Consider the following 20,805-nt stretch of genomic DNA (forward strand, 5'->3'; position numbering starts at 1 on the left):
GCAGGCGCAGTAGCGTGACCACATGGCTGTTGTGAAGATCAACGCGATCGAGGTCCCCGAAGGCGCCGGCCCCGAACTGGAGAAGCGGTTCGCCGCCCGGCACGGCGCGGTCGAGAACTCCCCCGGATTCCTCGGCTTCGAACTGCTGCGCCCCGTCTCCGGCGAGAACCGCTACTTCGTCTACACCCGCTGGGAGTCCGAGGAAGCCTTCCAGAACTGGGCGAACGGCGACGCCAAGGCCGCACACGCCGGCGAGCGCTCCCGCCCGGTGGCCACCGGCGCCTCCCTCCTGGAATTCGAGGTAGTCCAGCACGTCGAGAAAAGCTGAGCTGGGCTGGCTGGCTTCGCTTCGCTCCGCGGCAAAAAGCCTTGTTCACCGGTGTCGAGGCAGCTTTTTGCGGAGGACGTCGAGTACACCGCCGTAGGGGTGAGGCGGGCCGTTTCCTGGGTGGGTCGGGTGGACGACCACGCGATCCGGGTGCGGATTGGTGCCGTTGCGCGGGGAACGGTGGGAGGTTCACTCCCGGACTGGCGGCGCGCTCCGCGGGTGGGTGGGGTGCCGGTGGGCCGTTCCTTGGCGCGTGACGGTTGTCAGGCCCGGTTGCGGGCTGCGGCTGCGGCGACCAGGCGGCCGGCGACGGTGGATCGGTCCAGGCCGAGACGCTGGGCGCTCTCCTGGAGGACGGCGTAGGCCTCCTGCACGCCGCAGCCGCGCTGCGCGATGATCACACCGACCGCGCGGTCCACCTCGGCGCCCTCGGTGAGCGCTTCGCGCCGGTGCAGCTCGCCGAGCAGCACCTCGGCCTGCCCGGCCAGCGCCATGGCGGTGACCAGCACCTCCGGGTTCACCTCGCCGGCCCGGTCCGGGTAGACGCTGAGCGCTCCGACCGCGGTGCGCCGCACGTCGAGCGGGACCGCCGCGACGGCGGGCAGCCCGTCGGCCCGGGCCGCGGCGTGCAGTTGCGGCCATCGTCCGTCGGCCGGCAGGTCCGCGGAGGTCACCACGGAACGCGTGCGGGCCGCCTCGAGTCCCGGTCCGGCGCTTCCCGCGTACTGGAGATGATCGAAGGTCTCGCCCGCGGTGCCGGAGGCGGCCCCGGTGAGTGGCCCGCCCTCGCCGATCAGCGCGACCGAGCAGCGGACCACGCCGGGCAGCGCCCCGGCCGCGAAGGCGGCGAGCCGGTCGAGCGCCTGGGTGAGCGAGTCGGCGGAGAGCAACCGCACGGTCACCTCGTGCAGCAGCCCGGCCAGCTCGACCGGATGCGGGCCGTGGGACGGCGTGCCGGAGAACGGTGACGAGCGCCGGGCGATACCCCGGCGCGCCGGCGTGAGCATGCGGTCAGCGGGGGTACGCCGGGTCAGCCGGGCGCCACGCTGCGCGGCCGGGACACGTCGTTTGGGGGCAGACACCCGAGGGATATTGCCACGTCTATCCGCAAACATGTGCCACGAGGTGCCCCTAATGGGGGGTGTTGCCGGATTAAACGGTCTCGTCGGAACGACGATGTTCGAGAAACGAGTCAGGAGCCGCCTCGGGGTCGTCCTCACGTTCGTCGGATTCGGCCAGCACCGCTTCGGCCTGGGCCCGCGGGTCGGCGCTGCCCGTCGTCGTCTCTTCCGGAAGCAGGTTCGCGGCGCGCCGCCCGATGCGTTCGTCGGTCATGTGCGGGCGGATACCCGCAGCGGGGCCCGGAAAACCGCGACGCCCTCCCGGTGGGACCGGGAGGGCGGACGCGGAGGCCGGTGTGCAGGTCGCCTCGCGGCGAGTGGCTCAACACGGCTCCAGCCGAACCGGTCGGACCCCACATGCGTGGGGACGACCGCTCGCGGTATTCCGTGCAGGCGATGGGTGAGGCCCGGGGACACTGGGCACACCGGCATCCGTTCACAACCGTCGGCACCGGCACCTGATTCCGTAAGGGTATGTGACCTGGATTACACCGGCGGTGTTTGGCCGGGGCGGGCCCGGGTAGTCCTCCCGCCGTGACCGATGACATCCGAGAGCTGGACGCCTTCCTGGACGCCGCCTACGACGCCCAGGAGCGGCTGACCAGCGGAGACCTGCAACGGCGGGCGATCGCCGCGGACCTTCCGGCGGCCGCGCTGACCCGGATCGACGCCCTGCCCGAGGGCGAGTACGCCCAGGACGAGGCCGCCGAGGCCCTGCGCGCCATCCACGTCTGATCCACCTCAGCCCTCGGCCTTCTCCTTGGCGATCGAGTACGCGAGCTGCAGGAAGTCCGAGACGGCCGTGGCGGTCAGCGCGGTGGCCGCCAGCCGGGTCAGCCGGGGCGCCAGCACCAGCCCGCCGGTCAGCCCGGTGGCCACCCAGACGGCCAGGCAGAACGGACAGGTGATCAGCTCACCGATCCCGTGCCGTACCGAGCCGCCCTCGTCCCGTACCTCCTCGTTGAGCTCGGCCGCGCCGGCCGGCTCGGCGTACCGGGTGAACGGGGCACGCAGCGGGCTGGTCACCGAGTCCTTGGCGACCAGCCGGCTGAGCTTGTGGGTGGCGATGGAGAGCAGCGCCACGTCGGCCATGGCGGGCCGCTCCGGCACCGGGCGGCCGCTGAGCTTGACGGCCGCCGCCAGGAACCCGGTCATCGCCCCGAAGGCGCCCATCGCCACCACGTAGCCGTCCAGCGGCCGGTGTTCGTGCGGCGCGTACCGCTGAGCGATCCGGGTCATCCGATCGCGCAGAACCGTCATCAGAAGTCCTGCGTGAGCCGGCCCGGGTCGACCTCCCGGCCCGGGTAGCGGGCCATGTACTCGGTCTCCAGCTCGGCGGTTCGCTTGAAGTGGTTCTCCAGCGCCGCGTCCGGGCCGTGCCGCAGGGTCTGCAACCTCGTCCGGTAGAGGCTGGCCAGCTCCCGGAAAAGGTCGTCGTCGGCCAGGCCCGCCGGGTCGATACCGGTGTCGAAGGTCACCGTCGCCCCGTCCTCGAACCGTGCTTCCATCATCATCCGTCTCCGTTCGCATCGTGATCCCTCGCCGGACGGGTTCCCGGGCGGGCGTTCACCAAACCCGCCGGTACGCTCGGGGCATGAAAGGGCTGTGGACTCCGGCGTGGATGGCCCGGCATCTGCTCGCGCTCGTCCTGACCGTGGGCTGCCTGGCCCTCGGCTGGTGGCAGTACAGCCGCGCCGCCGACGGCAACTCGATCAGCTGGGGCTACATGTTCCAGTGGCCGGTCTTCGGTGGCTTCGTCGTCTTCATCTGGATCCGGGAGATTCAGGTGGCCCGCCGCAAGGCCTCCGGTGAGCCGCCGATCGCCGTCGAGGAGCCGCCGGCCGCGCCGAGCACCCCTGGTTCCCCGGTCGTTCCGGGCCGCCCGGTCCGGGTCGGCGCCCGCCCGGCGGCGCCGGTCGAGGTGGCCGATCCGGAGCTGGACGCCTACAACGACTACCTGGCCTGGCTCGCCGCGAACCCGGGCGCCCGCCCCGCCGACTACCCCGGCCGCATTCCCCAGTAGAGATCGATGAAGGAGTCACCCGCCGTGCAGGGAGCCCTCACCCGTTACCGGATCATCGCCTGGATCGTCGGCGTGGTCCTGATCACCCTCGTCGTGGTCGGCATGCCGCTCAAGTACGGCCCGGCCGAAAACCCGATCGTGGTCGAGACGGTGGGCCCGTTCCACGGCTTCCTCTACATGGTCTATCTGGTCTGCAGCTTCGACCTGGCCCGCCGTGCGAAGTGGCCGTTCAGCCGGATGGTCCTCGTCATGCTGGCCGGCACCATCCCGTTCTTCTCGTTCTGGGCCGAGCGTCAGGTGACTCGTCACTGGGTTCCGGCGCCCGAGCCCGCCCTGAGCGAATAGTCCGTTCATCGCGCCGAAATAACGCTGAGCGGCGATCAAATAACAGCCCGTTATCGGGATTAATCGCGCATGCCCGGCTATTGGTAAATTTCACTCGCTCAGGCCTTGATTTCTTTTCTTCCGTCGATAGGTTAATGCGGTTGGTCCGGTCCGCAGCCACAAACCCTCGGGTGGCGCCGGCCAACGCCGCCGAATGACGCGCGGCGATCCGGTGTCCCTCACCCCAGGGCGCCGGCCGTCGCGAACCGGGCCGGGACTCACGCGGACAGGGCCTCTCTTCCAGCCCTCGCTTCCCGCCGACCCGGTGGGCGGCCAAGCGGAAGAAAGGCCCCTGACCAGTGCCACACCCCCGAACCCGGCTCCGGGCGCTCGTGGTCGCGCTGACGGCGTTCGCGATCACCACGTCCGGAGGGACGGCCGCACACGCCGCCCCGTCCGCGAACGAGCTGAAGAAGAAGATCGACGCAGCGTCGGCGAAGCTCGAGGACGTCACCGAGTCGTACAACAAGATGCGGCTCGACCTGAAGAAGACGAAGGCCGACGCCGCGAAGCTGGAGGCCTCGCTCAAGCCCGCTCAGGCGGCGCTGGCCGAGGCCACCGACAAGGTGCAGACCATCGCCGCCACCACGTACATCCAGGGCCGTGTCGGCCCGATGACCGTGCTGGTGAGTGGCGATCAGAGCCACCTGCTGGAACGGATGACGTTCCTGGAGCAGATCACCCGGTCGAACCAGCTGGACATCGACACGTTCACGGAGACCACTCAGGGCTTCGCCGACCGCAAGGCGGCCCTGGCGTCGACCCAGGCCAAGCAGACCGCACAGGTCAAAGAGCTGGCGGCGCGCAAGGAGAAGATCGAGGACGACCTCCAGGACCTGTACGACATGCGCGAGGCCGCCTTCGGCAGCGCCACTGAGGACAGCGGCTCCTACACCGGCAAGATCCCGGACATCCCGGGTTCGGCCGGCAAGGCGGTCACGTTCGCGTTCAACCAGATCGGCAAGCCGTACGGCTACGGCGACGCCGGCCCGAACTCGTACGACTGCTCGGGTCTCACCTCGGCGGCCTGGGCGGCGGCGGGCAAGTCCCTGCCGCACAACGCCGCCGCGCAGTACAGCGCCACCGCCCGGATCAGCCGATCCGACCTGGAACCCGGCGATCTGGTGTTCTACCGCAGCAACGGCCACGTCGCGATCTACGTGGGCGGCGGGAAGATCATCGACGCGCCGTCCGCCGGCCGGGACGTGCTGCACCGCTCGATCGACATCATGAGCCCGAACGGCTACGGCCGCGTCAAGTAGCACCGCACGACGGCGAAGGCCGGTGCCCCCTCCACGGGGGCACCGGCCTTCGATCGTTTCAGGGGACCGCGGTGGTCAGGCGGCCTGCAGGCCCTCGGCCCGGGCCAGTTCGCGCAGCCGGCCGAGCGCCTGGATCTCCAGTTGGCGGATCCGCTCGCGGCTGAGCGAGAAGCGGGACGCCACCTCGGTCAGGGAGTGCTCGCGGCCGTCCTCCAGGCCGTACCGCGCCCGCATGATGCCGGCCGACCGGTCGTCCAGGTGGTTCAGCAGGCCCTCGATGCGCTGCCGCTCGAGCGCGTTGAGGACGATCTCCTCGGGGCTCGGGGCGTCGCTGTCGGCCACCAGGTCGCCGAGGTTGGTGTCGCCGTCGTCGCCGACCGGGGTGTCCAGGGAGACGGTGTCCTGCGCCCAGCGGGTGAGCTCGTTGACCCGCTCCACGGTCACGCCCAGGGCTGCCGCGATCTGCTCGGGCTCCGGGTCGCCGCCCAGCTCACGGACGAGCTGACGGGTCACGTTGCGCATCCGGTTGACGTCCTCGACCAGATGCACGGGGAGACGGACGGTCCGCTCCTGCTGGGCGATGGCCCGGCTGATCGCCTGGCGCACCCACCACGTCGCGTACGTCGAGAATTTGTAGCCGCGCACGTAGTCGAACTTCTCGACGGCGCGGACCAGGCCGGTGTTGCCCTCCTGGATCAGGTCGAGCATCGGCATGCCGGAACGCACATAGCGGCGGGCGATGGAGACGACCAGCCGAAGGTTGGCCCGGATGAACAGGTCTTTCGCGCGTTGGCCCTCGGTGACGAGGCGCTCCAGCTCTTCCCGGCTGACACCGCGACGGTCCTCGCCCGTTTCGAGCAGGTGCCCGGCGTAAAGGCCCGCCTCGATCGCCTTGGAGAGTTCGACCTCTCGTTCGGCATCCAACAACGGCGTCCGGGAGATCTCGTGCAGGTAGACTCCGACGAGGTCGCGCTCTTCGGCGACCTGATCGGTACGCATCACGGTGCTCTTCTCCACGTTGCCCACGGTCCCCTCATTGCCGTCACTAACCCTGTTACGGGCATTACCTGCGTCCATCAGCCCTCTCCCGTAACGTCCGCAGCTCGTGCATTGCGGTTGCTGACACATCTACACAACAAATTGCTGGCCGCGCTCATTTCCGGTTGGTGGGTCGAAAGTGTCACGAATGCCTGGGTGATAGCTGAGAGCCCAGTGCGCGGAACCTGAGTGCGGCATCCTCACGGCCACCGTGCAGACGTTCGGATACCCTTCGCGCGTTCCTCATAACACCATCGGCCTCTCATCGTCACAGCGACGGGCATCACCCTGGGCTTCGCGATGCTCGTCACCCCCGAGTACGGGTTTCACGCCCGCGGGGTTCATGTGCACTGTCGGCCGGGTCAAGACGGGCCTGAAACAAACGGCCCTACGAAAGATCCGGGTTCTCCGGGGCCCGACGGGACCACCGGTCACAATGCGCCTCACCACGCCACAGTTCACTCGCCCACACGGGTGACGCTCGGCGAGCGCGAAACATTCCCAGGTCGGGGGCAGGTCGGCCGGCGAGTGAGGAAAAGCACACGCCCGACGGTGTGACAAGCTGCTCCCCATGACGGTGACGCGTACGGCTCTGGTGACCGGCGGCACAGGCGGGCTGGGGTCCGCCACCATCACGGCGTTCCTGGCCGACGGCTGGCGCGTGGTGGCGCCGGTCCGTCCCGGGACGGCCGGCCGCCTGCCGTCGGGCGTGATCGGCGTCGAGGCGGACCTCACCGTCGAGGCGGACGCACGGCAGGCCGCCGCGGTGGCAGCCGGGGACCCGGAGGCGCCGCTGCGGGCGGTGGTGAACACCGTCGGCGGGTACGCGGGCGGCGGCCTGATCGCCGGCACCCCGGTCGAGGAGTTCGAGGGCATGCTCACGGTCAACCTGCGGCCCACCTACCTGACCACGGCGGCGGCCCTGCCGCATCTGGTCGCGGCCGGCGGCGGCTCGGTGGTGTGCGTCTCGTCACGGGCCGCGGTGTCCCCGTTCCCGGGCGCGGCCGGTTACGTGACCGCCAAGGCCGCCGTGCTGGCCTTCGCCGGGGCGGTCGCCGTCGAGTACCGCAAACAGAACGTCCGCTGCAACACGGTGCTGCCCAGCGTCATCGACACCCCGGCCAACCGGGCCGCCCAGCCGGACGCCGACCACGGTCGCTGGGTCAGCCCCGCGGAGATCGCCGCGGTGATCCTCTTCCTGGCCTCGGACGCGTCCGCCCCGGCCAGTGGCGGGCAGATCCCCGTCTACGGTCAGGCCTGATCGAGCCCGATCTCGGTGCGCAGCGCCTTGAGGACCTGCTCGGGCGTGCCGTTGGCGTCGATCACGACGAACCTCGGGTACTCCGGCAGCGACAGGTAGGCGTCGGTCGCGGCCTGGAGGTACTCGATCGACTCGTGGTCGTAGCCGCGGCGCTCGACCCGTTCCTGCGCCACCTCCGGATCGACGGCCAGGAAGAACGTCACGTCCGGGCGCGGGAAGAGCCGGTAGGCCAACCGGGCGAACCGCTCGGCGGACGGGCGGGCGCCGTGTGCCCGGAGACTGGCGAACTGACAGACCGCGTAACGGTCCATCACCGCGATCTCCCGGCGCAGGGCGCGGCGCAGCAGGGTACGGGCGATGGCCAGCCAGCGCAGCGCCGACTCGACGGCGAGCGTGCCGCGGCGGCCGAACAGGTCCTCGGCGTCAGCGCGCCCGAGGAGTACCGCGATCCGGCCGAACCAGTGCCGGCCCCCGGCGTTCTGCCGGTAGGCGGCCGGGTGCCCGGCCGCGAGCAGGCCGGCGGCCAGCGCACGGGCCTGCGTGGTCTTACCGGAGCCGTCTATACCGACCAGCGCGATGGTGCGCGGCGGCCGTGCGGCGCCGCGGGCGGGAAGCGCCGCCGGCGTGGACTGCGCGGGGAGAGCCATACCGACCCACGGTAGCCGGGTGCCGCACGTTCTGTTCCACACCGCGAGACCGGCCCGGTCCCTCAGAATGTTCGCAAGGGTTCAAGGTGCCGCGACTCCGGGTAGTCGTTCACCCATTGGGAACGTACAGGAGGTCGCCATGCCACACCGTGTGGACGAGGGTTTGGCCATCACCCTCAAGCGCGTCGCCTCGACGCTCAAGAGCGCGGACATACCCTTCGCCCTGGGCGGGAGCTTCGCGGTGTACGCCAGAGGCGGCTATTCCAGTGATCACGACGTCGATTTCCTGATCCGTGAACAGGACAAGGACCGGGCGTTGCAGGAGCTGTCCGCGGTCGGCTGCCGTACCGAGCAGCCTCCGGAGGACTGGCTGGTCAAGGTGTACGACGAGGGGCGGATGGTGGATCTCATCTTCCGCCCGGTGGAGTCGCCGGTGGACGACGAGACGTTGCACGACACCGATCAGATCTCCGTCGAGGCGATCTACATGCCGGTGCTCTCCGCGACCCGGCTCATGGTGCACAAGCTGCTCAGCTACAGCCAGCACTACTGCGACTTCGCGACCGGGCTGCCGGTCGCCCGCTCGCTGCGGGAGCAGATCGACTGGGAACGGGTCCGCAAGGAGACCCTCGACTCGCCGTACGCCGAGGCGTTTCTGGTGCTTCTCGACCGGCTGGACGTCGTCGCGTTCCCCGGTGAGCGCGAATTTAGGGTGGGGGGATGAGATGACGATGCAGATCGACCTCGAAGCGGAGATCCAGCGTCTGCTCACCGAGCACGACCGGGTCGCCGAGCAGGGGATCACCGTGCACCGCCGGGAGAACGGTGTGGTGCTCTGCGGGGAGGTGGAGAGCGCGAACCGGCGCGACGAGATCTGCCGGCAGGTGACCTCGCACTTCCCCGAGGTCGAGATCACCTGTGACATCGGCATCACCCGCGCGCAGGCGCCGAGCGAGGTGGAGGAGATTTCATGATCCGGATCGCCGCGGTAGGCGACGTTCACGTGGACAAGGACGTGCTGGGCCGCTACCGGCCCGCCCTCGAGCAACTGCCCGGCCGGGCCGACGCCCTGCTCGTCGCCGGCGACCTGACCCGGCACGGGACGGTCGACGAGGCGAGGTGTTTCGCCACCGAGTTCGGTGGGCTGGGCGTGCCGGTGGTCGCGGTGCTCGGCAACCACGACCACCAGAGCGACCAGGAGAAGCTGGTCACCGAGGTGCTGACCGACGCCGGGATCACGGTTCTGGAGTGTGCCGCCACGGTGCTGGAGATCCGTGGGCACCGGCTCGGCATCGCCGGCGCGAAGGGTTTCGGCGGGGGGTTCGCCGGGGCCTGCGCCAGCAACTTCGGCGAACGGGAGATGAAGTCGTTCGTCGGCGCCACCGAGGAGATCTCGGCCCGGCTCGGTGAGGCGCTGCGGTCGGTCCGGTGTGACGCGCTGGTGGCGCTGACCCACTACTCGCCGGTGCCGGACACCCTGGTCGGCGAGCCGCTGGAGATCTACCCGTTCCTGGGCTGCTACCAGCTCGGTCAGGCCGTCGACTCGGCGCCGACCGCGCTGGCCCTGCACGGGCACGCCCACCACGGATCGGAGCGCGGCCGTACCCCCGGCGGCGTGCCGGTCCGCAACGTCGCCCACCCGGTCATCAAGCAGGCGTACAACGTGTATCAGCTGTTGTCCGAATCGGTGGACGCGAAACTCGTGCCCGCCTGATATCAGGTTTCCGATTTCGGCGGTCCGGGTAATCGACCGGACATGGACCTACTGCTCTGGATTCTCGCCGTAATCCTCGTGGTCGCCGGCATCCTCGCGCTGTTCCGGCGGCAGATCCTGTGGGGCGTTGTGCTGATCATCGTCGGTCTCCTGGTGGGTCCCGGCGGCGTCAGCATCTTCACCTGATCACCTCGTCATCCCCCCTACCGTCGACCTGAACCGGGGTCGCCGCGGCTTTGTCCGAAACGGATACGGCCCCGGTGACCCCGGTTCTCTTTGGTGCGCCCCCGCACACCGGGTGCGATGTACGGCCGCTGATTTCTGACTCAATCCCGGCGTGGCCGACGTCCATCACTTCACCTACGGCGTGTTCAATCCGATAGCCGCGTACCTGCTGGCGTTCCTCGGCTCCTTCCTCGGACTTCTCTGCACCGCACGGGCCCGGGACGCGCGCAACCGTGGCCGGCGCAACCGATGGCTGGTGATCGCGGCGTTCGCGATCGGCGGCGGCGGGATCTGGCTCATGCACTTCTCGGCGATGCTCGGTTTCGACGTGCCCGAGAGCCCGGTCCGCTACGACCTGTCGATGACCCTGCTGAGCCTGGCCTTCGCGGTGCTGACGGTCGGCATCGGCCTGCTCGTGGTCGGGCACGGCGCGCGCAGCGCCGGCAAGACGGTGGCGGCCGGGACACTCACCGGCACCGGCGTGATCGCCATGCACTACACCGGCATGGAGGGCATCCGGCTCTCCGCCACCGTCCACTACTCGCCGCTGCTGGTGGTCGCCTCGGCCCTGATCGCGATCGCGGCCAGCACAGTCGCGCTGTGGTTCGCCGTCTCGGTACGCGGCTGGGCCAAGGTCACCGGAGCGGCCGCGGTGATGGCCGTCGCGGTCTGCGGCATGCACTACACCGGCATGGCGGCCATGCAGATCGAGTTGCGGCCGGGCGCTCCGGCGGCCGGCGGGATCCGCCCGCTCACCATGCTGGTGCCGATCATCCTGATCACCACGGCCACCATCGTCGGCGTGGCGCTGAGCGCTCTCCAGGCGATGACCGAGGAGGAGTTCACCGACGGGGCCGGCACCCCGAAGCGGGGTGTGCACGCCGAGTCCCCGCAGCCGTGGTCGCTCAAGCAGGCGTCGATGGGCGCCGTGCGGCTCACCCCGGCGGCGCGTGCCGTCGTCGGCAACCGGACCGCCGGCGCCGCCCGTCCCTCTCCCGGGCCACGGCCGTCACCCCGGCCCACCGCGCCGCCGTCGCCGGCCGTGCCACCGGCCACATCCGGCAGCTGATCGACGCCCGTCGCCGCCCCTGATCCGGTATATCTGAACGGCATGGCGCCAAGGATGCTGCTCTCGATGCCACTGCACGCCATCACGGAGGTGTACGGAGAAGCCGGCTTGCGGGACCGTTTCGCCCTGGAACTGGAGTCCTTCCCGACCGAAGACCGCAAGACGCTCACCGAGGCGCTGGAACTGGCCTCCGACCTGCACGCGTCCGACCGCCGCGTCCGCGAGCCGTACCTGAACCATCTGCTGCGGGTGGTCATCCGGATCATCCGCTACTACGGGGTGCGGGACGTCGACGTGCTGGTCGCGGCGCTGCTGCACGACGCCGTCGAGGACCATCCGGCCGAGCTGGGCGGTGTCGAGCCGGGCGCCTCGCATGCCGAGCTCACCGCGGCCGCCCTGACCGAGCTGTCCCGCCGCTTCAATCCGCGGGTCGCCGAGCTGGTCGAGTCGGTCACCAACCCGGAGTACGACCCGGATCGGGACAAGCACGAGCAGTACCGTGCCCACGTGGCGGAGAACCTGGAGCGCGATCCGTGGGCGCGGGTCATCAAGATCTCCGACTTCACCGACAACGGGGTCGGCGTGATCCACACCACGATGGACAAGGCGTACCGGTCGGCCACGAAGTACCGGCCGCTCGTGCCCACGCTGCGTGAGCTGGTGGGACGCCCGGACACGCCGCTCTCCACGCAAGCCAAGGAGCACATCCTGGATCAGCTGGATCTGGCCGAGGAACGATTCGCGGCCATCCTGGACGAGTGAGGACGGGGCCCGACCTATGGTGGGGCCATGCCTACTGACGCCTGGTGGCGGGACGCGGTCATCTACCAGATCTATCCCCGGTCGTTCGCCGACGCCGACGGTGACGGCATGGGTGACCTGCCCGGCATCACGGCGCGCCTGCCGGAGCTGCGGCGGCTCGGCGTCGACGCGATCTGGCTGTCCCCGTTCTATCCCAGCCCGCAGCACGACGCCGGCTACGACGTGGCCGACTACCGTGGCGTCGACCCGCGCTTCGGCTCGCTCGGCGACGCCGACAAGCTGATCGACACCGCGCACGAGCTCGGTCTGCGGGTGATCGTGGATCTGGTGCCGAACCACACGTCCAGCGAGCACGCCTGGTTCCGGGCCGCCGTGGCCGCCGGGCCGGGCAGCCCGGAGCGGGCGCGTTACATCTTCCGGGACGGTGCGGAGCCGCCCAACTCGTGGCAGAGCGTCTTCGGCGGCCCGGCCTGGGAGCGGTTGCCGGACGGGCAGTGGTATCTGCATCTGTTCGACGTCTCGCAGCCCGACCTCAACTGGGACCACCCGGAGGTGCGCGCCGAGTTCCTGGACATCCTGCGGTTCTGGCTGGACCGGGGTGTGGACGGGTTCCGGGTGGACGTGGCCCACGGCCTGATCAAGGACGCCGAGCTGTCCGACTGGACCGCGCCGTCGGTGATCCTCGGCGGGCTGGAGCCGGCCGGTCCGCCGCCGCCGATGTGGGACCAGGAGGGCGTGCACGAGATCTACCGGCAGTGGCGGGCCGTCCTGGACGAGTACCCGGGCGGCCGCATCCTGGTCGCCGAGGCGTGGGTGCAGCCGGAGGAGCGGCTGGCCCGTTACGTGCGGCCGGACGAGATGCATCAGGCGTTCAACTTCCCCTACCTGGAGGCGCCCTGGTCCCCGGACGAGCTGCGCGAGATCATCGACGCGTCGCTGGCCGCCAACGACGCCGTCGGCGCGACCACCACCTGGGTGCTCTCCAACCACGACGTGGTGCGGCACGCGTCCCGGCTGGGCTTCCCGCCCGGTGAGGGCCGTAAGCCCGGCATCGGCGCCGGCGACCCGCAGCCGGACATCGGGCTGGGCCTGCGCCGGGCCCGGGCGGCCACCCTGCTGATGCTGGCGCTGCCCGGTTCGGCCTACCTCTACCAGGGCGAGGAGCTGGGGTTGCCGGAGCACACCACGCTGCCGGACGAGGTGCGCCAGGATCCGGCGTGGGAGCGGTCCGGGCACGCCGAGCGGGGCCGGGACGGCTGCCGGGTGCCGATCCCGTGGGAGGCGGACGCCCCGTCCTTCGGGTTCGGCCCGGGTGACGCGAGCTGGCTGCCGCAGCCTGCGATCTGGGCGGAGTACGCCCTGGACCGCCAGGTGGACGTGCCCGGCTCGACCTACGAGCTGTACCGGTCGGCGCTGCGGGTGCGGCGTGCCCACGAACTGGGCTCCGGCGAGCTGGCGTGGCTGGCGGCCGATCCGGCGGCGCTGGCGTTCCGCAACGGCGACGTCGTGGTGGTCACCAACTTCGGTGCCGGGCCGGTGGCGCTACCGGGTGGGGCCCGGATCCTGCTGAGCAGCGAGCCGCTGGACGCCGACGGCCTCGTCCCCACCGACGTGACCGTCTGGGCGATGCTCTGAGGCGACGGCCAGCAGGGTGGTGTGCGTCTCGGCCATGTCCTTCGCCACCGTCCTGCTGGCCAGCCAGTACATGATCCCGGTCGGGATGAAGAAGAACTGGAAGGCGGCCAGCCCGACCGCGTAGTTCAGCGGTGGCGGGAAGGCGCCGGCGAGGTTCGCGAAGGCGACCGCCACCAGCACGTTGCCGCCCGCCCGGCCGGCCCCGTTGATCAGGTTGCCGAGGCTGTAGACGGTGCCCCGGTGCTGCGGCGGGTTCACGTCGGCGATCATGGCGAACCAGTTCGGTGAGTTCGCCGAGGTCAGCATCACCGCCACCACGGCCACGGCGAGGCAGATGCCGACGGTCGGTTCGGTCAGCACGTTGGTCAGCACGCCACCGATCACCGCGCCGGTGCCCGCGCCGTCCGGAACGGTGATCTTCATGGGCACGAAGAACAGCACCACATAGAGGGGTACGGCGGCGAGCACCCCGAACGACGCGACGAGCGCCCGGCCCCGGGGCGTACGCCGTTGCAGCCGGTCGCCGGCCAGCCCGCCGAGGATCGACAGCGCCGCCCCGAGCTGGAAGACGGTCGCGAAGACGCTGCCGATGAGCACCGCGGTGCCGGCGGTGTAGCCCTGGTCCTCGGCCCGGGCCCGGAACAGCACCGGCAGCCACACCATCGAGCCGAACGCGATCTGCGCCGTGCCGCCCTGGAGGATCAGCCAGACGTTGGTCCGCCGTTTCAGGATGACCGGCAGATCCTCGTGGTGGATGCGCTCCTCGTAGTCGACGCCGGCCAGTTCGGGCTGGCTGTCGCCGCGGGGCACGCTGTAGGTGAACAGGTAGGCCAGCATGGCGGCCACCCCGGCGGCGGCCGCGAACAGGAACGGGCGCCGCCAGTCGGTGTGGCCCAGGATGCCGCCGACCAGGGTGCCGGCCAGCGTGCCGACGCCCTGTGACAGGCCCCAGAAGCTCATCACGAGGCCCCGGCGGCGTGGCGAGATGAGGTCGCTGACCACCGAGAAGCTGACCGAGGCGACGCCGCCGAGCCCGAACGCGGCGACCACCTGGGAGGCCAGGAACTGCCCGTAGTCGCCGGCCAGCCCGGACCAGGCGGTCCCGGCCACCCAGATGACGGTGCCGGCGATCAGCACCGGCTTGCGGTCGGTGCGGTCGCCGACGTACGCGAAGATGATGGCCGCGACCGCACTGATCAGGAACATGACCGTGGTGGCCAGCGCGATGTGGCCCTCGCTCACCCCGAGGTCGGCGCCGATGCTGCCGTAGAGCGGGGGGACCAGGCCGATCGCCACGTTGTCCAGCGCGGCCAGGATCACGAAGACCACCACGCTGTACGCGCGGTGCACGCTCCCGCCCCTGCTCATCACCCGGTAGAGGCTATCCGCTGGGCCGGGGCCGGGCCTGCCGCACACCCTCGTCGCCGCCGGGCGCGGGCGGCCGGCGTGGTCCGGGCCGGACGCGAGGAGGCGGCGCCACCCCTGGGCGGCGCCGCCTCCTCCTCACCCGGTGATGGTCAGTTGCCGATGTCGGCCTGCGGTCCGGCGTACTTCGCCAGCAGCGCGGGAACGTCCGCCGCGGCGTCGAGGGTGTACGGGTAGAAGCTCTTCGGGTCGAAGGCCGAGCCGTTGGTCTGCTGCTTGCCCGAGGAGTTCTTGACGATGCTGCCCGACTGCTTGAGCTGGGCGGCCGACGTGTCGTTGTAGTACGGGTTCACGACGTTGTCGAAGTAGCTGTTCTCCAGAACCATCCTGGTGCCACCGCGCGACAGGTTGCCGTACGAGGTGATGTTCTGCATGTGGTTGTTGTAGAGATGTGCGTAGAGAACGTTGTCGGTGCTGGGGTTGCGCTGCACGGTGTTCTTGATCCAGTTGTGGTGGATCGTCATCCGGGACGTCACGTTCTCGGTCCAGCCGATGCCGAACGCCTTGTTGCCGGTGTCCAGCACGTTCCAGGACACGGTCAGGTAGGTGGTGTCCTTACGGCTGTCGATCATGCCGTCGTTCATCCGGGTGATCTTGCAGTGGTCGATCCAGATGTGGTCCGCGGTGTCCATCTGGATGCCGTCGTAGTCGTAGGTCTTGTCGTCCGGGTCGTCCTCGGTCATCTGGGTGTCCCGGATGGTGAGGTTCCGGATGATGACGTTCTTGACTCCGGCGCCGAGGAAGAAGCCGCCGCCGACGATCTCGCCGGTGGTGCCGACGCCCACGATGGTCTTGTTCGACTGCACCTTGAGCTCGGTGCCCTTGGGCGTGATCGTGATGGCGCCGGCCACCTTGATCACGTACGGCTGGGTCGCGGTGACGTACTTGGTCAGGTCCGCCAGGGTCTTGACGGTGACCGTCGTGCCCGCCGCGCCGCCGGTGGTGCCGCCGCCGGTGGACGCGAACCCGTCCGGGGTGGACGCCCAGGTGCGGCCGGACGCGGTGGGCGTGGGCGTGGCGGTCCCGCTGACCGGGGTGAACGAGAACTGCTTGTTCGAGTTGGCGGTGCAGGTCTCCTGGATGATCGACGCGCCGTTCGCGGTCGAGGCGCCCTGGTCGGAGACGCACAGACCGTTGCCCACGTTGACGATCTGGTACGTGTCGGTGCCCGACGCGACCAGCTTCCACTGCTGGTTGGTCTGCGAGCCGACACAGCCCCACTGCTGGAGCCGGGTGCCCGAGGTCGTCGTGGCGGCGGGCACGTCGATGCACTTGCCGCTATTGATGTTCTGAATCAGGAAGTTGCTGCCCGAGGCGACCAGCTTGAACTGCTGCCACGCCGAGTCGGCGGTGCAACTCCACTGCTGGAGCAGCGCGCCGCTGTCCGTGGAGGCGGCCGGCACGTCGATGCACTTGCCGCTCTTCTTGACGATCAGCTGGTAGGTGCCGCCCGCGGCTGGGGCGGCCGCCGCGTTCGACGGCATGATCGACCAGCCGACGACGGCGGCCGGAACAGTGATAACCATGGCGAGGAGCGCGGCGCGCTTCTTGGAAAGAGACATGATCATCCCACCGGGTTCCAGTTGTCGGTGCCCGCGAGGTACCTCTGCGGGGTGTAGCCGGCCGCCGTCGACGTGCTCATCTGCGGGCGGTTGCTGTTCGTGCCGGCGCCGGAGCCGGTGTTCGCGTACTCGAAGAACCGGGCGTTCTTCCACGAGTTCGAGGACATGTCGATCCACGGCTGGGCGGTCTTGATGGTGGCGCTCAGGCTGGACTCGCGGAACAGCACCTGCGCGGTCGGGCCCCACGGGCGGCCGAGCTGCGTCACGTTGTTCGCCGCGCCGGTCACCGTGGCCTTGTAGAAGAGGAAGCCGTAGGCGTTGGCCGCGTCCGTCCTGGCCGCGGTGATCGGGCCGCCGCTGGTCCGCTTCTGGTAGATCTTCGTGCCGTTGAACACCGCGGTGCCGGAACCGAAGATGAAGTCGACGGTGCCCTCGACGTAACCGCCCTTGACGTAGGAGCGGCCGCTGTTGACCAGCAGGGTGTCCTGCGCGCCGAGGAACCGGACGTTGTCGAAGACGAGCTTGTCGGCGTTCAGGTTCGCGGCCACCGCCTGCGAGCCTTCGCCGTAGTCGTTGGAGATCGTCAGGTTGGTGGCGCTGAACTCCTTGCCGTTGGCGAAGAGCGTGGCGCTGCCCGACGTGCCGTAACCGCCGGCGTTGCTGCGGTTGTTGACGATCACCACGTCGTCGCTGGAGTCGCCGCCGCCCTTGAGCGTGACGTACGGCTTGTTCGACGGGATGGTCACGATCTCCCGGTAGGTACCCGGCTTGATGGTGATCGTCTGACGGCTGGTGTTGCCGGCGGCGACCGCGTCGATCGCGGCCTGAACCGTCCTGTACCTGCCGGTGCCGTCGGCCGCCACGGTGAACGCGCCGGTGGTGGCCGTCGCGGTCGGCGCGGTGGTGGCGCCGCCGGACACCGGGGTGAAGGTGAACTGCTTGTTGGAGTTGGCGGTGCAGGTCTCCTGGATGATCGACGCGCCCGAGGCGGTCGACGCGCCCTGGTCGGAGACGCACAGACCGTTGCCGACGTTGATGATCTGGTACGTGCCGGTGCCCGAGGCGGCGAACCTCCACTGCTGGTTGGTCTGGCCGCTCGCGCAGCCCCACTGCTGCAGCCGCTGACCCGACGTGGTCGAGGCGCCGGGCACGTCGACACACTTACCGCTGTTCACGTTCTGGAGCAGGAAGTTCGAACCGGCGGCCACCAGCTTGAACTGCTGCCACGCCGCACCCGCCGAACAACCCCACTGCTGCAACAGCGCACCGTTGTCCTTCGACGCCGACGGCACGTCGATGCACATGCCGCTCTTCTTCACGGCCAGCGTGTAGGTGTTACCGGCGGCCGGAGCGGTCGCCGCGCTCGACGGCATGATCGACCAACTGATGAGCCCGGTCGGCACGACCAGTGCGGCCGCGACGCCGAGCAGTGCCCGTTTGCGGGACTTTCTCTCTGCCACTGCGGTCCTTCCTAACGTGCGGGGATGACGGCCGGTCGGGGAGGCCGGCCGGTGTTCCTGTGCACGTAGATGCCGCGTCGGCAGAGCGACAACAAAAATCTCGAATCTTTTCCGGGTACGCCGGACCGGCGCCGGAAACGGGTCCGGCTCCCACGGTTCCCCGGATGGGCCGGGAACCGTGGGAGCCGGGTCGGGGCAGGTCAGCGGGTGCGGTCGAGAACCGCCTGCTGGGCTGCCGCGTACTGTTCACGGATCAACGGGACGCTGTCGTCCTCGTACACCGCTGGGGTTGCCGCCGACCACGCGGGCGGAACGTCGCCGCCCAGAGCGACCCACGCGGCCTGGCGAGCCGCGCCGTCGGCGACGTACTCGCCGGGCGGCGGCACGACGACCGGCCGGCCGAAGAGCGCCGGCGCGATGCGGCGGACCGCCTCGCTGCGCGCCCCGCCACCGACCAGGACGATCCGGTCGGCCACGCCGCCGGTCGCGACCAGCGCGTCCAGACCGTCGGCGAGGGCGCAGAGCATCCCCTCGACGGCGGCCCGGGCCAGATGCGCCGGGGTCGACGTCTTGAGGGTGAGCCCGTGGATCGCGCCGGTGGCGTCCGGCCGGTTCGGGGTCCGCTCACCCTCCAGGTAGGGCACCAGGACCAGCCCGTCGGCTCCGGCCGGAGCCGACAGGGCGAGCCGGGACAGCTCGTCGTGGTCGACGTTCAGCAGTTTGGCGGCCGCGTCGAGGACCCGGGCCGCGTTGAGCGTCACCACGATCGGCAGGAACCGCCCGGTGGTGTCGGCGAACCCGGCCACCGTGCCGGTCGGGTCGTTCGGCGCCACCTCGGAGGAGGCGAAGACCGTGCCGGACGTGCCGATCGACACGATCACGTCGCCGGGCAGCGCGCCGGTGCCGAGGGCGGCCGCCGCGTTGTCCCCGGCGCCCGGGCCCAGCGGCGCGCCGTTGGGCAGGTGACCGGCGATCCCGGTCGGGCCGAGCACCTCGGGCACCCGCAGCGACCGGCCGAACCCGAGTTCCAGCAGGTCGTGGCGGTACTCGCCGGTCCGGGCCGACCAGTAGAGGGTGCCGCTGGCGTCGCTGCGGTCGGTGTACAGACCGGCTTTTCCGCCCAGCTTCCAGGTGAGCCAGTCGTGCGGCAGGCAGACCGTCTGGACACGGGCGGCGTTCTCCGGCTCGTTGCGGGCCAGCCAGCGCAGCTTGGTCAGGGTGAAGCTGGCGACCGGCACGATGCCGACCGCGTCCGCCCACTTGTCCCCGCCGCCGAGCTCCTCGATCAGGTCGGCGGCCGCACCGGCGCTGCGGGTGTCGTTCCACAGCAGCGCCGGCCGGACCACCTCGCCGTTCTCGTCCAGCACGACCATGCCGTGCTGCTGCCCGGCGACCGAGGCGGCGGCCACGTCGTCCAGGCCGCCGGCCTCCTCGATCGCCTGCTGGAGCGCGGCCCACCAGGCGTCCGGGTGCACCTCGGTGCCGTCCGGGTGCGCCGCCCGGCCCTGCCGGACCAGCTCGCCGGTCTCGGCGTCGCGGATCACGACCTTGCAGGACTGGGTGGAGCTGTCGATTCCGGCTACCAGCGCCATGACTGAACCTCCCGCGGCATGCCCGGCCGCCACTCGGTGCGATCGTTCATGCCTACCGGGCCCCGAGCAGGTGCTCGATGGCGAGCTGGTTCAGCTTGACGAAGTGGTAGCCCTGCGCGCCCGCCGCGTCGGGGTCGAAGTCCTCGAACGCGCTGCGGTCGGCGAGCAGCTCGGTGTAGCTCTCGCCCTGGTTGAGGGTCGGCTTGCCCAGCTCGGCGACCTTGGCGGCGGCGAGCGCCTCCTGGACCTCCGGGTCGGCGCGGAACGCCTTGGCCCGCTCCTTGAGCAGCAGGTACATCCGGATGTTGGCGCGGGCCGACTCCCAGACGCCGGTGAAGTCCTCGGTGCGGGACGGCTTGTAGTCGAAGTGCCGCGGGCCGTCGTAGGCGGGGGCGCCGTCGACACCACCGTTCTCCAGCAGGTCGACCAGGGAGAACGCGCTCAGCAGGTCGCCGTGGCCGAAGACCAGGTCCTGGTCGTACTTCGGGCCGTGCTGCCCGTTCAGGTCGATGTGGAACAGCTTGCCGTGCCACAGCGCCTGGGCGATGCCCTGGGTGAAGTTGAGCCCGGCCATCTGCTCGTGGCCCACCTCGGGGTTGATGCCGAACAGCTCGGGCCGGTCGAGCTCCTGGGTGAACGCGATGGCGTGGCCGGCGGTCGGGAGCAGGATGTCGCCACGGGGCTCGTTCGGCTTCGGCTCGATGGCGAAGCGCAAGCCGTAACCACGGTCCTCGGAGTACTGCGCGAGCAGGTTGAGGGCTTCACGGTAGCGGTCGAGGGCGGCCTGCACGTCCTTGGCCGAGTCGTACTCGGAACCCTCACGGCCGCCCCAGAGGACGAGCGTCTTGGCACCCAGCTCGGCGCCGAGGTCCATCTGGCGCAGCACCTTGCGCAGCGCGTAACGGCGGACCGAGCGGTCGTTGCTGGTGAAGCCGCCGTCCTTGAACACCGGGTGGGTGAACAGGTTGGTGGTGATCATCGGGACGATCAGGCCGGTCTCGTCGAGCGCCTTCTTGAAGCCCGCGATGATGCCGTCGCGGGTCTGGGCGTCGGCGCCGAACGGCACCAGGTCGTCGTCGTGGAACGTGATGCCGTAGGCACCCACCTCAGCGAGCTTGTGCACCGCCTCGACCGGGTCGAGCGCGGGCCGGGTCGCGTCGCCGAACGGGTCGCGGGCCTGCCAGCCGACGGTCCAGAGACCGAAGGAGAACTTGTCGTCACGTGTGGCCTGAACGGACACGGGTTACCTCCCCGAAATTGTTTAGTGGTTGAATTATTTGGCCGCGGTATGGCACTG

General features: G+C 70.1%; 24 protein-coding genes. 13 read left to right on the top strand and 11 right to left on the bottom strand.

What is annotated here, in order from left to right; genetic code table 11:
• Positions 1-22 precede the first annotated feature (22 nt).
• Positions 23-328, top strand: coding sequence for a mycobilin-forming heme oxygenase MhuD (mhuD, locus tag AB0I88_RS03015; RefSeq protein WP_361017654.1), 306 nt, complete (start codon positions 23-25; stop codon positions 326-328).
• A gap of 263 nt (positions 329-591) precedes the next feature.
• Here the strand turns inward: mhuD and AB0I88_RS03020 are convergent, their stop codons facing one another.
• Positions 592-1,410: a GAF and ANTAR domain-containing protein gene (locus AB0I88_RS03020; RefSeq protein WP_361017656.1), complete on the bottom strand. Its 819-nt coding sequence runs from the start codon at positions 1,408-1,410 to the stop codon at positions 592-594.
• A gap of 70 nt (positions 1,411-1,480) precedes the next feature.
• Positions 1,481-1,663, bottom strand: coding sequence for a hypothetical protein (locus AB0I88_RS03025; RefSeq protein WP_361017657.1), 183 nt, complete (start codon positions 1,661-1,663; stop codon positions 1,481-1,483).
• 320 nt (positions 1,664-1,983) lie between these two features.
• On the opposite strand from AB0I88_RS03025, the gene AB0I88_RS03030 reads away from it, so the two are divergent.
• Positions 1,984-2,184, top strand: coding sequence for a hypothetical protein (locus tag AB0I88_RS03030; protein WP_361017659.1), 201 nt, complete (start codon positions 1,984-1,986; stop codon positions 2,182-2,184).
• A 6-nt stretch (positions 2,185-2,190) separates the two neighbouring features.
• Here the strand turns inward: AB0I88_RS03030 and AB0I88_RS03035 are convergent, their stop codons facing one another.
• Both AB0I88_RS03035 and AB0I88_RS03040 read right to left on the bottom strand, forming a co-directional pair.
• Entirely contained in the window at positions 2,191-2,709 is a 519-nt protein-coding gene (locus tag AB0I88_RS03035) for a DUF1360 domain-containing protein (protein ID WP_361017660.1), read from the bottom strand.
• Positions 2,709-2,960: a DUF6158 family protein gene (locus tag AB0I88_RS03040; protein WP_361017974.1), complete on the bottom strand. Its 252-nt coding sequence runs from the start codon at positions 2,958-2,960 to the stop codon at positions 2,709-2,711. Before AB0I88_RS03040 ends, AB0I88_RS03035 begins: the two co-directional genes overlap by 1 nt.
• Positions 2,961-3,043: 83 nt before the next feature.
• Between AB0I88_RS03040 and AB0I88_RS03045 the strand changes: the two genes are divergently transcribed.
• The 3 genes from AB0I88_RS03045 (at position 3,044) to AB0I88_RS03055 (ending at position 5,118) form a co-directional block, all read left to right on the top strand.
• Positions 3,044-3,472 (top strand): hypothetical protein, encoded by a 429-nt coding sequence (locus AB0I88_RS03045; RefSeq protein ID WP_361017662.1) that lies wholly within the window; start codon positions 3,044-3,046, stop codon positions 3,470-3,472.
• A gap of 24 nt (positions 3,473-3,496) precedes the next feature.
• Complete coding sequence (locus AB0I88_RS03050; protein WP_361017975.1) at positions 3,497-3,817, top strand: DUF3817 domain-containing protein; 321 nt, start codon at positions 3,497-3,499, stop codon at positions 3,815-3,817.
• 338 nt (positions 3,818-4,155) lie between these two features.
• Positions 4,156-5,118: an NlpC/P60 family protein gene (locus AB0I88_RS03055; protein ID WP_361017664.1), complete on the top strand. Its 963-nt coding sequence runs from the start codon at positions 4,156-4,158 to the stop codon at positions 5,116-5,118.
• 75 nt (positions 5,119-5,193) lie between these two features.
• Here the strand turns inward: AB0I88_RS03055 and AB0I88_RS03060 are convergent, their stop codons facing one another.
• Positions 5,194-6,195 (bottom strand): sigma-70 family RNA polymerase sigma factor, encoded by a 1,002-nt coding sequence (locus tag AB0I88_RS03060; protein WP_361017665.1) that lies wholly within the window; start codon positions 6,193-6,195, stop codon positions 5,194-5,196.
• Between the two features lie 532 nt (positions 6,196-6,727).
• Between AB0I88_RS03060 and AB0I88_RS03065 the strand changes: the two genes are divergently transcribed.
• Positions 6,728-7,417 carry an SDR family NAD(P)-dependent oxidoreductase gene (locus AB0I88_RS03065; protein WP_361017667.1) on the top strand — a complete coding sequence of 230 codons (690 nt, stop codon included), beginning with the start codon at positions 6,728-6,730 and terminating at the stop codon, positions 7,415-7,417.
• Here AB0I88_RS03065 and AB0I88_RS03070 read toward each other — a convergent pair.
• A complete protein-coding gene (locus AB0I88_RS03070; RefSeq protein WP_361017669.1) occupies positions 7,408-8,064 on the bottom strand; it encodes a thymidylate kinase in 657 nt (218 codons plus the stop codon). The genes AB0I88_RS03065 and AB0I88_RS03070 overlap by 10 nt on opposite strands.
• Before the next feature lie 139 nt (positions 8,065-8,203).
• Between AB0I88_RS03070 and AB0I88_RS03075 the strand changes: the two genes are divergently transcribed.
• The 7 genes from AB0I88_RS03075 to AB0I88_RS03105 all read left to right on the top strand — a co-directional run bounded on the left by AB0I88_RS03075 (position 8,204) and on the right by AB0I88_RS03105 (position 13,469).
• Positions 8,204-8,788, top strand: a complete 585-nt coding sequence (locus AB0I88_RS03075) for a nucleotidyltransferase (protein WP_361017671.1) — start codon at positions 8,204-8,206, stop codon at positions 8,786-8,788.
• A gap of 1 nt (position 8,789) precedes the next feature.
• Entirely contained in the window at positions 8,790-9,038 is a 249-nt protein-coding gene (locus AB0I88_RS03080; RefSeq protein ID WP_361017673.1) for a hypothetical protein, read from the top strand.
• Positions 9,035-9,778 (top strand): metallophosphoesterase, encoded by a 744-nt coding sequence (locus AB0I88_RS03085; protein WP_361017674.1) that lies wholly within the window; start codon positions 9,035-9,037, stop codon positions 9,776-9,778. Before AB0I88_RS03080 ends, AB0I88_RS03085 begins: the two co-directional genes overlap by 4 nt.
• A gap of 42 nt (positions 9,779-9,820) precedes the next feature.
• Positions 9,821-9,964 (top strand): GPGG-motif small membrane protein, encoded by a 144-nt coding sequence (locus AB0I88_RS03090; protein WP_014688232.1) that lies wholly within the window; start codon positions 9,821-9,823, stop codon positions 9,962-9,964.
• Positions 9,965-10,115: 151 nt separating this feature from the next.
• Entirely contained in the window at positions 10,116-11,072 is a 957-nt protein-coding gene (locus tag AB0I88_RS03095; RefSeq protein ID WP_361017678.1) for an MHYT domain-containing protein, read from the top strand.
• A gap of 66 nt (positions 11,073-11,138) precedes the next feature.
• A complete protein-coding gene (locus tag AB0I88_RS03100) occupies positions 11,139-11,834 on the top strand; it encodes an HD domain-containing protein (protein WP_361017679.1) in 696 nt (231 codons plus the stop codon).
• A 27-nt stretch (positions 11,835-11,861) separates the two neighbouring features.
• Entirely contained in the window at positions 11,862-13,469 is a 1,608-nt protein-coding gene (locus AB0I88_RS03105) for an alpha-amylase family glycosyl hydrolase (protein WP_361017680.1), read from the top strand.
• Here AB0I88_RS03105 and AB0I88_RS03110 read toward each other — a convergent pair.
• From AB0I88_RS03110 to xylA, 5 genes are all read right to left on the bottom strand, one after another.
• Positions 13,377-14,837 (bottom strand): MFS transporter, encoded by a 1,461-nt coding sequence (locus AB0I88_RS03110; protein WP_361017977.1) that lies wholly within the window; start codon positions 14,835-14,837, stop codon positions 13,377-13,379. The two genes, AB0I88_RS03105 and AB0I88_RS03110, sit on opposite strands and share 93 nt — an antisense overlap.
• 149 nt (positions 14,838-14,986) lie before the next feature.
• Entirely contained in the window at positions 14,987-16,456 is a 1,470-nt protein-coding gene (locus tag AB0I88_RS03115) for an RICIN domain-containing protein (protein WP_361017682.1), read from the bottom strand.
• A 2-nt stretch (positions 16,457-16,458) separates the two neighbouring features.
• Positions 16,459-17,916 (bottom strand): pectinesterase family protein, encoded by a 1,458-nt coding sequence (locus tag AB0I88_RS03120; protein WP_361017684.1) that lies wholly within the window; start codon positions 17,914-17,916, stop codon positions 16,459-16,461.
• A gap of 200 nt (positions 17,917-18,116) precedes the next feature.
• Positions 18,117-19,508 (bottom strand): xylulokinase, encoded by a 1,392-nt coding sequence (xylB, locus tag AB0I88_RS03125; protein WP_361017686.1) that lies wholly within the window; start codon positions 19,506-19,508, stop codon positions 18,117-18,119.
• A 52-nt stretch (positions 19,509-19,560) separates the two neighbouring features.
• On the bottom strand, positions 19,561-20,748 hold the full coding sequence (gene xylA, locus AB0I88_RS03130; RefSeq protein ID WP_361017688.1) for a xylose isomerase: 1,188 nt from the start codon (positions 20,746-20,748) through the stop codon (positions 19,561-19,563).
• Between the last annotated feature and the right edge of the window lie 57 nt (positions 20,749-20,805).

This window comes from Actinoplanes sp. NPDC049802 (assembly GCF_040656595.1).
Lineage (GTDB): Bacteria > Actinomycetota > Actinomycetes > Mycobacteriales > Micromonosporaceae > Actinoplanes.

What these genes read in the sequence shown, in the direction of transcription:
- mhuD (WP_361017654.1), top strand. Translation starts at nt 23, where the DNA reads ATGGCTGTTGTGAAGATCAACGCGATCGAGGTCCCCGAAGGCGCCGGC.
- AB0I88_RS03025 (WP_361017657.1), bottom strand. Translation starts at nt 1,663, where the DNA reads ATGACCGACGAACGCATCGGGCGGCGCGCCGCGAACCTGCTTCCGGAA.
- AB0I88_RS03045 (WP_361017662.1), top strand. Translation starts at nt 3,044, where the DNA reads ATGAAAGGGCTGTGGACTCCGGCGTGGATGGCCCGGCATCTGCTCGCG.
- xylB (WP_361017686.1), bottom strand. Translation starts at nt 19,508, where the DNA reads ATGGCGCTGGTAGCCGGAATCGACAGCTCCACCCAGTCCTGCAAGGTC.
- AB0I88_RS03065 (WP_361017667.1), top strand. Translation starts at nt 6,728, where the DNA reads ATGACGGTGACGCGTACGGCTCTGGTGACCGGCGGCACAGGCGGGCTG.
- AB0I88_RS03035 (WP_361017660.1), bottom strand. Translation starts at nt 2,709, where the DNA reads ATGACGGTTCTGCGCGATCGGATGACCCGGATCGCTCAGCGGTACGCG.
- AB0I88_RS03100 (WP_361017679.1), top strand. Translation starts at nt 11,139, where the DNA reads ATGCCACTGCACGCCATCACGGAGGTGTACGGAGAAGCCGGCTTGCGG.
- AB0I88_RS03090 (WP_014688232.1), top strand. Translation starts at nt 9,821, where the DNA reads ATGGACCTACTGCTCTGGATTCTCGCCGTAATCCTCGTGGTCGCCGGC.
- AB0I88_RS03040 (WP_361017974.1), bottom strand. Translation starts at nt 2,960, where the DNA reads ATGATGGAAGCACGGTTCGAGGACGGGGCGACGGTGACCTTCGACACC.
- AB0I88_RS03105 (WP_361017680.1), top strand. Translation starts at nt 11,862, where the DNA reads ATGCCTACTGACGCCTGGTGGCGGGACGCGGTCATCTACCAGATCTAT.
- AB0I88_RS03115 (WP_361017682.1), bottom strand. Translation starts at nt 16,456, where the DNA reads ATGTCTCTTTCCAAGAAGCGCGCCGCGCTCCTCGCCATGGTTATCACT.
- AB0I88_RS03075 (WP_361017671.1), top strand. Translation starts at nt 8,204, where the DNA reads ATGCCACACCGTGTGGACGAGGGTTTGGCCATCACCCTCAAGCGCGTC.
- AB0I88_RS03070 (WP_361017669.1), bottom strand. Translation starts at nt 8,064, where the DNA reads ATGGCTCTCCCCGCGCAGTCCACGCCGGCGGCGCTTCCCGCCCGCGGC.
- AB0I88_RS03080 (WP_361017673.1), top strand. Translation starts at nt 8,790, where the DNA reads ATGACGATGCAGATCGACCTCGAAGCGGAGATCCAGCGTCTGCTCACC.
- AB0I88_RS03085 (WP_361017674.1), top strand. Translation starts at nt 9,035, where the DNA reads ATGATCCGGATCGCCGCGGTAGGCGACGTTCACGTGGACAAGGACGTG.
- AB0I88_RS03060 (WP_361017665.1), bottom strand. Translation starts at nt 6,195, where the DNA reads ATGGACGCAGGTAATGCCCGTAACAGGGTTAGTGACGGCAATGAGGGG.
- AB0I88_RS03110 (WP_361017977.1), bottom strand. Translation starts at nt 14,837, where the DNA reads ATGAGCAGGGGCGGGAGCGTGCACCGCGCGTACAGCGTGGTGGTCTTC.